10 protein-coding genes are annotated in these 9316 nt (G+C 63.1%); 5 read left to right on the top strand and 5 right to left on the bottom strand.

What is annotated here, in order from left to right; genetic code table 11:
* The 4 genes from VFP86_14975 to VFP86_14960 form a co-directional block, all read left to right on the top strand.
* On the top strand, positions 1-429 hold a 429-nt coding region (locus tag VFP86_14975), incomplete at its 5' end, for a hypothetical protein (protein ID HET9000939.1).
* A gap of 506 nt (positions 430-935) precedes the next feature.
* A complete protein-coding gene (locus tag VFP86_14970) occupies positions 936-2213 on the top strand; it encodes an extracellular solute-binding protein (protein HET9000938.1) in 1278 nt (425 codons plus the stop codon).
* Positions 2214-2281: 68 nt separating this feature from the next.
* Entirely contained in the window at positions 2282-3187 is a 906-nt protein-coding gene (locus tag VFP86_14965) for a sugar ABC transporter permease (GenBank protein HET9000937.1), read from the top strand.
* Complete coding sequence (locus VFP86_14960) at positions 3184-4008, top strand: carbohydrate ABC transporter permease (GenBank protein ID HET9000936.1); 825 nt, start codon at positions 3184-3186, stop codon at positions 4006-4008. The genes VFP86_14965 and VFP86_14960 overlap by 4 nt, the downstream gene beginning before the upstream one ends.
* 531 nt (positions 4009-4539) lie before the next feature.
* Here VFP86_14960 and VFP86_14955 read toward each other — a convergent pair.
* The 5 genes from VFP86_14955 to VFP86_14935 form a co-directional block, all read right to left on the bottom strand.
* Positions 4540-5325, bottom strand: coding sequence for a TlpA disulfide reductase family protein (locus VFP86_14955; GenBank protein HET9000935.1), 786 nt, complete (start codon positions 5323-5325; stop codon positions 4540-4542).
* A gap of 62 nt (positions 5326-5387) precedes the next feature.
* Positions 5388-5606: a hypothetical protein gene (locus VFP86_14950; GenBank protein ID HET9000934.1), complete on the bottom strand. Its 219-nt coding sequence runs from the start codon at positions 5604-5606 to the stop codon at positions 5388-5390.
* 370 nt (positions 5607-5976) lie between these two features.
* Complete coding sequence (locus VFP86_14945) at positions 5977-6213, bottom strand: hypothetical protein (protein HET9000933.1); 237 nt, start codon at positions 6211-6213, stop codon at positions 5977-5979.
* 164 nt (positions 6214-6377) lie between these two features.
* Complete coding sequence (locus VFP86_14940; protein HET9000932.1) at positions 6378-7514, bottom strand: DUF3179 domain-containing protein; 1137 nt, start codon at positions 7512-7514, stop codon at positions 6378-6380.
* 368 nt (positions 7515-7882) lie between these two features.
* Complete coding sequence (locus VFP86_14935; protein ID HET9000931.1) at positions 7883-8629, bottom strand: FAD-dependent oxidoreductase; 747 nt, start codon at positions 8627-8629, stop codon at positions 7883-7885.
* Between the two features lie 152 nt (positions 8630-8781).
* Between VFP86_14935 and VFP86_14930 the strand changes: the two genes are divergently transcribed.
* Positions 8782-9273 (top strand): DUF6789 family protein, encoded by a 492-nt coding sequence (locus VFP86_14930; GenBank protein ID HET9000930.1) that lies wholly within the window; start codon positions 8782-8784, stop codon positions 9271-9273.
* Positions 9274-9316: the final 43 nt, after the last annotated feature.

The raw sequence follows: 9316 nt of genomic DNA, 5'->3' as shown, positions 1-9316 counted from the left end.
AACGTCCTCTTCCCGCAGCCCTCCAACAATAACTGGCAACGGGTGCCGGTGAACACCCTGGCGCCGATCCCGTTAGACTTCCTCCTCTTCGACGCGGACGGCAAGCCGATGGACGGCGTCTTCATCGCTCCGGCGGACCGGGCGCTTTTTGCGCGGTACACAGGAGGTCTGCTGGTCAAAGGCGGGACCGTCGTCGGAGGCATCATCGGATCGGCGCCTCCGGGCGCGCGTGGCCAGAACGCGCTCAGCCCCATCGACATCGAGGGCCGGCCCATTCAGTCCGGCCAGCTCATGCAGCCAAATGGACGCCCGGCCACCGGGATCATGCGCGTCCTGTTCATTACCGGGAACCGGCCTGGCTTCTACCGACCGACGTTCGAGCTGATGGGCGGAACATCCGTACAAATGACCATCGTGGCCACTCCGTAGCGCATTAGGCCTGGCCGCCCATTTGCTTGTCTGCGAAACCGAGAGACCGGACGAACCGCTACGTAGTAAAAGATCGCTCGGCAATATGACTGACCCAACCCTGATAGTCGACGAGAACAAGCTTGGCGGCATACGTTTCCCCGCGAGTTAGCCGAGGCGGCCACGCTGGACCCAGTGACAACGCGGGCTTTGTACGGCTTCCTCTTGCCGGCCTCTTGACTGAAGGCGCGGAGCAACGGCATAAGCCGGATTCGTGAGGAGGGTCGGGAGGGAGGCCGCCGCACCGGTAAATGACGCTTGCACCGACAACTCCCGCCTCGAAATCGGCATTGGACCCGGCTTGCACGGCTTTAGCCAACCCTGCCCCAAGGAGATCACCCCAGCATGAAGAACCACATGGCCACGTGCCGGCGCTGTCGGAAGCCGCCCGGGCCACTTCCTATAGCATGGGGAATCACCGCCGTAATAAGGACTCCCGTGCATATGAACGCGGAAGGGGGGACAGGATGCGACGCGGTCTCTCGGTGATGGTGGTGCTCTTGGTGGGTCTGCTGATCGGGACGGTTTCAACGCAGCCGGCGCCTGCTCAGACAAAGAAGCTCGTGTACTGGTCGCTGTGGGGGGACCAGAACCCGGTCTTCGTCAAGTGGTACGAGGTCAAGGGGAGGGAGTTTGCCCGCAAGGCTGGTTACGAGGTCGAGGCCGTCTTCGTGCCGTACCTCGGCTACGAAGCCAAGTACTTAGCCGCCCTCAGCGGGAGGAGCGGAGCTCCCGACTTCTTCATGGGGATCACCCACCAGTGGTGCGGCCAGTACGACTTCTGCGAGCCCATGCCTGCCGATCTCACCAAGATCTGGGACGAGAACCTCCCCGCGTACATGGTCCCGATCGGCAAGTGGAATGGACGCCGGTATGGGATCCCCTTCGAGCACGGCAACTTCCAACAGATGTATATGAATGTGGACATGTTCAAGAAGGCCGGGCTGGATCCGGATAAGCCACCCAAGACCCTCGATGCCTGGCTCGCCGCCGTGAAGAAGCTCACGATCCAGGACCCCAAGGGGGGAGAACCCACGCAGGTGGGCTTCGCCCTGCGGAGCAAAGGGGCGCCGGTCGGCATCACTGACAAGTTCCTCCCGATCGCACATGCCTTCGGGGCCCGGATGCTCTCGCCAGACATGACGAGGGCGACCGGCTACGCCAACAGCCCGGAGATGGTCGCCGCCCTCCAGTTCTACGGCGACCTCGTCCGTAAGGATAAAGTGGCGAGCCTGGCGCTGGGCAGCCCGGAGGACGCCTTCGGGCAGAAGCGGGCTGCAGTCATCTTTCGCGAGTCGTGGTTCTTTGGGTGGCTCCATAATAACGCGCCGGACATCCAGTTCAAAGTCGCCGCGTTGCCGTGTGCCAAGACCTGCCCGGGGGCGGGGGCTCTTTTCCCATGGGCGAACCTAGTTTACAAGAACAGCCCGAACAAGCAGGCGGCCTGGGAGTACCTCCGCTTCATTTCGAATGCCAAGGATGATCTCGAGCAGCATAAGGGGGACGGGGTCCTCCCAGTCTGGACCGCAAACCTTGAGTCTGCGTACGTGAAGTCGAGGCCCGACTATCAGTCGACACGGGAGATGCTCAAGCAGCCGGTGCCACCGACCTATTTCCACCCCAAGTCGAATGAACTTGCCACGGCGTTCGGCGAGGCCGTCGTCGGCGTCCTCTTCGGGAAGGGGGAGCCCAAGCCTATGCTCGATGAAGCCGCGGCGAAAATGGACCGGATCCTGAAGGAATAGCCTCGGTCCCGCTCGCCTACTTCCCAGAAGCGGGGAGAAGGGCGGGATGAGGTGGCGCGCCCGACTCGATGCCCTGGGTGCGGTTGGTGTTCGCGCGGACCTATATGGACCGCCAGCGACGCGCAGGCCTCCTGTTCATCCTGCCCGCGCTCCTCTACTTCTGCTTGGTATTCGTCGTGCCGCTGGGAGAGTCGGTCGTCGGGTCCTTCTACCGCACCGTACCCGGCGGGGCCAGCCGCTTCGTAGGGGTCCGGCTCTACGAGCGGGTCCTGACCGACTCGACGTTCTGGCAGGCCGTCCGGAACACGGTAACCCTGCTCCTCCTCTCGGCGCCGGCCACGATCGTGCTGGCCCTGCTGGTCGCCCTCGGCCTGAACCGCCTCGCGAGCCTGCGCTGGCGAAGCGCCTGGGCCGCGATGTACTTCTTGCCGTTCGCGGTCTCCCTGGTGGCGGCCGCCCTGATCTGGCAGTGGATGTACGACCCCGTGTACGGCTTCCTGAACTACCTCCTGACGCGGGTTGGTATCCCACCCCAGAAGTGGCTCACCAGCCTGGACCAGGTGCTGCCCTCCCTGGCGATCGTCAACCTCTGGGTCCGGCTCGGATTCGACACAATGATCTTCCTGGCAGCCCTGCAGGCGATTCCGCGCGAGTACTACGAGACCGCGGAGATCGACGGCGCGAACCGCTGGCAAAGCGTTCGCCACGTGACGCTCCCGCTCCTGAACCCGCAGATCGTGATGGTCTCGATCCTGGAGCTGATCTTCGACTTCAAGATCTTCGATCAGGTCTATGCGACGACGCAGGGCGGACCGGCGAGCGCGAGCGAAACGGTGATCATGCTCCTGTACGATACGGCCTTCAAGTACTTCCGGCTCGGCGACGCCTCGGTGATGGCCGTATTCGTGTTCGTCTCCCTGCTGCTCGTGACCCTGGTGCAATGGCGGGTCCTGCGGCGACAGGTGGAGTATTGAGCGCGAGCCGCTGGCGGTGGCTCGTGGTGATCCTCGTCGGCGGCGGGGCCCTGAGCGTCTTCTTCCCGCTCTTCTGGATGGCGATGACGTCGTTCAAGACGATGCCTGAGATCCAGCGGGTCCCGCTGCGCATTCTGCCCGACCATTGGACCAATCTCGCGAACTACCGGGAGGTGTTCGCGCGCCAGCCCTTCGGACGGTTCCTCCTGAACAGTGCTCTGATCGCCTCCGTGTCGGCCACGTCGAGCCTGGTGGTGTCGTCGCTCGCCGGCTACGGTTTCGCCAAATTCCGGTTCCCGGGCCGCGATGTCCTCTTCTTCGCGATCATCGGGATCCTCATGGTGCCGTTTCAGTCCGTGGTCGTGCCGCTCTATCTGTGGGTCAGCCGCCTCGGCTTCCTTGACAGTTACCTCGGCCTCCTGGCGCCCGACCTGGTGAGCGTCTTCGGGGTGTTTCTGATGCGACAGGCCATCGAGGTAGTGCCGAGCGACTACGTCGACGCCGCCCGCATCGACGGCTCGAGCGAGCTGGGGATCTTCTGGCGGGTGATCCTGCCCTCGGTGAAGCCGGCCCTGGCGACGCTCGTAATCCTCAAGTTCATGTTCACCTGGAACGAGCTGTTCTGGCCTCTCGTCGTGGTGAACTCGACCGCGATGAAGGTGGTCACGATGGGCCTGGTAAGCTTCCAAAACATCTACTTCGTCGAGTACAACCTGCTCACCGCAGCCGCGCTTGTGAGCATGTTACCGATCTTGGCGATTTTTCTCTTCTTCCAGAAGTGGGTCGTTCAGGGAGTGGTGATGAGCGGGCTCAAAGGGTAACACATAGAGACTTCTTGGCACAGGATGGACGCGGTCGCGGCTACCTGTGCGGAGGGGCGCAACCGGTGCCTCGCCAACCAGGTCTTCCTTGCGTCGCGCGATCGCCGCGCACGCAGGCTGCAGACGACCGGTGGCCGAATCACCTAATCGTGAGACCAGCGGTGTCGCCAGCCAAACGCCAGGTGGGACCTGGTAGCTGCGCCTGCTGCGGCCGGGACCTGAACAGGACTTCGGGTTTCGTCCGAGGTGGCGCGGTTCGGTGTCTTCGATGTGCCTTGTGTTACTGGCCGATGCTGCGCCGCTCCACAGTAACTGCGGTTGTCGTGGGCACGATCCTCGTTGCGATCAACCAGGGCGCCGTTCTCGTGGAAGGAACCCTTGGATCAAGATTGCTGTGGCAGATCCCACTCACGTATGTAGTGCCATTCTGCGTTGCCACCTGGGGGGCGCTGAGCAACAGCAGGGGTTGAGCCGGCCTCTCACGCGATCCCGGTTGCGTCCGGCGCTAGCCCCAAACGGCATGTCGGTTGATCAGGGATCGGACGGACGCGCCGAGACTTCCTCTCGAATCTGCGACCACACGCGCCGCATAGGGTCGGCCTCCGCTCTCCCCCGACGCTTCTCTACCGCGCTGATGAACTCCTCGACCGCGCGCACACCGCCGCCTCGCGCAAGGCCTTCGATGAACGCACGAGGGTAGTCCATGGCGCTGCGGTGCCCCGCCAGCTCCGCATAGAACGGGGCGACGCGCCGCGTCGTGGCTTTCTCTACCGATTCATGCTTGAGATACTCGAGGACCCACTCGATGCTGTGGGCGTCTGTCCAGTCTGCGCGATAGGCTACTCGCCCGGCCGCGCTCACAATGTACGTCATGTTTGGCAGCGTGCCGTACGCCTGGTGCAGGGGCCCATCGAGATCATCGACCAGGATCGGCCGGCGCACCAACCACCGGTCGCGGAACCGTCTGGCGTGTTGCAGCTTTTGATCGATCGATGTGTGGTGCGGGAGACGTTCGCCCGGGTGTGCTTCTCGAACATAGACGAACACGAAGCGGAACTCCTCGGGGCGGTACTTCTTCGCCAAGGACTCCAGGGCTGGCGCCGCCAGCCCGCAGTACGGTCAGGTGATGGAGCCGAACTCGATGACCACGGGCGATCCGCGCCAGTACTCTGAAAGGCGGATGCGCGCCCCGTCCTCGAGCCGGGTCCCCTCGCCGTCCGGCGCGGGTGCGCCCACCCGCAGCCCGCTCTGGAACGCCGTAAACAACGCCCCGTCGAGATCCTGCGGGAAATGCTCGTAATTGTACGGCTCGCTCACGGGTGACCTCCTCCATCGCGCTCTCATCGTCATGCCGCACCACGAGGAACGCGGTTTGTGACTTAGGTCGCGGTGAGCTCCCGCGGCTGAGCGCGGTTGCGCATCCAGGCGTCGATCGCATAGGTCTGCCCCGCACCCATGGCCAATGCAGCAACCTGGAAGACGAGCATCAGCGAGTTCAGATCGAAATGAAGGTTGCCCGCTCGTCCGCCCATGAAGAAGATGTTGAGGCTCCCAAAGGCCCCGAGGGCGAGCGCGGGACGAGTGAATACCCCGAGCATTTCGGCCAAGCCAACGATAATGAGCCCGAACCTCTGCGGATGACGTCTGCAACTCGCAGTTCTCTCCCAGGGGTCGCCCCACCTATCGAGCATGTCTGGAGCGCACCGCACCTACCGTACTCGTCGTGTCCTGTGGAGAAAAGTAAGGAAGCGTACAGTCCATTGAAGATGTCGCCGTGTTCCCGACCCGAAGCGGCAGCAAGGGGGCTCCTGCCCATCGCCCCGACGGCGACGCGTGCAGGCATCCGGGCTCACTTGATCTTGAAGATTCCTTATTTGCTCAATGGCTTTTTGCCACCCGTTCAGTGGTCGATCTCGGGGGAGGGTAGCCGACTCCCTCCCCCAGCAGAGAGCCCCGTGAACGGGGGTCTTACCGGTTTCTACCGTCACCCCTTTCATCCCGTACGTGTTGAAACCACGCCGTCGGGGTGAGGCCGGCTCCTGCGATTGTGCCGATGGTCGTCGGTCCAACCTGCACGACCGGCGGCGCATACTGGTTGGGACCCCGGTAATCGGGCCGGTTATCGTCGCCTCCCGCGGCAAAGGCAGCAGTTCCAAAGAACGCGAGTGGTACCCCGAGGACCATGAGGGCGAGCAATGTGCGCATGGCGTGTCCCTCCTTTTCTGCTTGCAACGTCTGCGTTCGCGTCTAGGGTGCCACCGCGGTGTTAACCGCGCATAAGGAATCCGTAAAGATTGGGTCACTGCTCGATTTGGAAATTGTGGCCCAGCTTACAATCGGATCGATTGGCTGTGAACTCGCCGGGGAAATTAAGGCGCGTAGACTCTCGTCTTCGGCCGGAACACCGCCCACGCGAACCAGAAATGCTGGCCGTGGACAACCGGGACAAGGTGGGTGCCGGCCAAGGGGCCGCTGATCGCGGCGCCGAGGATCGTCCACACGCTTCCGCTCTGCGCGTCGGTGATCCGGCCTCCGGCCACCGCAAACGTCAGGACCTTCCCGCCAGCGGCGCGCTCGAACACACCGGCGGTGCCGATATCGCGCGATTCTGGGATACTGCTCCGGTCGAGTGCAGACGTGACCCCCTTCTCGAAGATGACGACGATCTTGTTCCCGCCCACCGTGTCGTTTGCGACCCGGATTTTCTCCAGCGCGGAAAATGGATATGCGACGTCCTCCCCCCCAAGCGAAACGGTCACGACGCGCTCCACCGGGCGCAGGCGCGGATCGTTCGGCCCCCGATAGAGAAATGGCGAGGAGTTGACGTCGTCGTAGCCGACGTACGGGTTTTGGCCGTACGCCCGATTGTAGCCGGTGTGGCGGGAGAGAACCTTGCCGTCCGGAAAGGCTTCCTTGAACGTTCCCCAAGAGATCGTCTGGGCGGGGAGGGGGGTAAGCTGAGTGCCGGTCAGCGCGCCGACGATCGCCTGGCCCGTCGCCTGCTGCCACCACGATTCGGTCTGTCGATCATACATCACCAGGTCCGAGAACCGCAGCTTTCCCGTGGTTCCGAAACTGAGGGTCCGGTCCTGCACCCGGCGGTCGAAGGCGATGGCAGTGTTGCACAACGGGCAAAAGGTGATCGCCACGGGGAGGCCGCCGACGGTATCGTTGACGATTTCGTGCCAGATCAAAATTTGGACGGGATAGGCTCGAACATCGTCACCGCGCACGAAGAGGATGACCGGCTCGCGCAGCTTGAGCCAGCCGTCCGCAGCGCTCACACTGACAAACTCGGGGGTGTCGACCGCTCGGATACCGTCCTTGGGAGGTCCCCCCGACATGATCTCGGAAAGAGCCACGCTGTGTCTGCCGAAGTCGGTCTTCCACTCCGAGGTGTCGAAGGGGGGGCGCTCCGGAGCCGGGGCAGCGAGGACCGGCGGTCCGAGGAGTTCTATAAGGAACGCACCGGCCGCAAAGAGCCAGAGCATACGGTGTTGACTCATGGGCGCGTCTCCTGCGACCCGGCCGCACTCCGGTCGGTGGTCCCGTCGGAGACGCTCCAGTCAATGCGGGGCGGGCCGCCGCGTCGATGATGGCCTCCAGCGAGACGCCGAAACACACTCCATGTCAGATACCCGGTATTATAGGTGAACCATGCTGCCAGCCCGAGCAGCAGAGACGAGGGTCAGGTCCCGCACAGCCCGCGCGCTCGCAGCGCCTTCCAGGTGAGTGGCCGTTTGAACATAATTGGTCCTCCTGCGCAAGACAAGCATATATGCGCGAGCCTTTCGCAACCGTAAGCGGGATTACACTATGCGACGACCGTCCTCAACCCTTCCTTCCAGGAGAGCGACCTTGGGTCGGCACTAGTTCAGCTCAGGTTCCCTACAGCAGCTTTGACCCCCTCCGAGAGGGTAGGATGCGTATACACAGAGGCGCGCAGCGGATCGATAGAACCGGGATGCATCGCCAGGACCCCCTGGGGAAGCAGGTCGGCTGCCATGTGAGCCAGCACATGCATGCCCAGGAGTGTGTCGGTGTCCGCATCCACCACGACTTTGATGAACCCCGCGGCCTCTCCCATCGCCCGGGCCCTGTTGACCGCTCCCATCGGTTGCTTGCCAACCTTGACACGGTGTCCTTGAGCCTGAGCACTTTCGGCCGTGAGACCAACACTCGCCACCTCAGGATCAGTGTACACCGCGCCCGGAATCCGGCGTGTGTCGTACCGAGCCCCTGCGCCGCCGAGGGCGTTTTGCACAGCCAGACCTGCTGTATAGGTGGAGAAGTGCGTGTACTGGAGACGTCCCATGACGTCACCGATGGCCCAGATGTTCGGCGCTGTCGTCCGAAGCGTCTCATCCACCTGGATCCCGTGGGTCGGATCGCCTACGATGCCCGCGGTCTCCAGCCCTAGCGCCGAGAGTCCGTGGGGCCGCCTCCCCGTCGCTATTAGGAGGCGGTCTGCCTCGAAGCGCTCTTCGTGGCCGGCGATGGTGGCATGAACGACCAGCGTGCCACCGGTGAGCCGTTCTATCCGGGTCGGAATCGCCCGCAGGCGGATGTCGACCGGGAACGCCGATTGATCACCAGCCGATCCTCTCGTCTTTGAAGTCACAAGGCCTTGTGTGGTTGTCCATAGATCATGGCTTGCCACGAGAATTGTAAGCTTCCTTACACTCTCCCCCTCGTCACGGAATGTTCGTGGCCGATGTGTGGTTCGCCTAAAACGTAACTACGTCGGCGTACGATCAACCGAGGAGGCGCTTTATGGACGGGAAGAATTTTGGCCGGGCCATGCTGGCCGGCCTGGTCGCCACAATCATCATGTCGATCGTCCAGGCCATGGCCCCAATGATGGGGCTTCCGCGGATGGACATCGCGGCGATGGTGGGTTCGATGCTTGGAGGGAGCCTGGTGGTCGGCTGGATCGTCCACCTAATGATGGGGACCATCCTGTGGGCGGCCGTCTACGCATATATCGTCGAGCCCTCGTTGGGCGGCGCACCGTGGGTGCGAGGGCTCACCTACGGGTTCCTCCTTGCCATCTTCGTCTTGATCATTGGGTTCCCCGTGGTCGGCGCTATGTTCCCCTCGTTCACCCCGAAGCCGGGATTCCTGGGCATGGGGTTGGGTGGGGCGATGGGAACCATGGGCGTGATCATCGGCCACCTCGTGTATGGTCTGGTGCTCGGCGCGATCTACGGGCAGCCGGCTGCAGAACACCAATCCGCGGTTGGCGCGCACGCCCAGCGGTCCTGAACATCGCGCCAGTCGCTTCGGTTGCAAGGCACGAATCTGGAGG

This window comes from bacterium (assembly GCA_035703895.1).
Taxonomy (GTDB): domain Bacteria; phylum Sysuimicrobiota; class Sysuimicrobiia; order Sysuimicrobiales; family Segetimicrobiaceae; genus Segetimicrobium.
The sequence above is the reverse complement of the archived record's forward strand: the minus strand, read 5'-3'. Positions and strand labels throughout refer to the sequence as shown.

Coding starts and splice junctions, on each gene's coding strand:
- VFP86_14970 (HET9000938.1), top strand. CDS start 936: ATGCGACGCGGTCTCTCGGTGATGGTGGTGCTCTTGGTGGGTCTGCTG.
- VFP86_14945 (HET9000933.1), bottom strand. CDS start 6,213: ATGCGCACATTGCTCGCCCTCATGGTCCTCGGGGTACCACTCGCGTTC.
- VFP86_14930 (HET9000930.1), top strand. CDS start 8,782: ATGGACGGGAAGAATTTTGGCCGGGCCATGCTGGCCGGCCTGGTCGCC.
- VFP86_14950 (HET9000934.1), bottom strand. CDS start 5,606: ATGCTCGGGGTATTCACTCGTCCCGCGCTCGCCCTCGGGGCCTTTGGG.
- VFP86_14965 (HET9000937.1), top strand. CDS start 2,282: ATGCCCTGGGTGCGGTTGGTGTTCGCGCGGACCTATATGGACCGCCAG.
- VFP86_14940 (HET9000932.1), bottom strand. CDS start 7,514: ATGAGTCAACACCGTATGCTCTGGCTCTTTGCGGCCGGTGCGTTCCTT.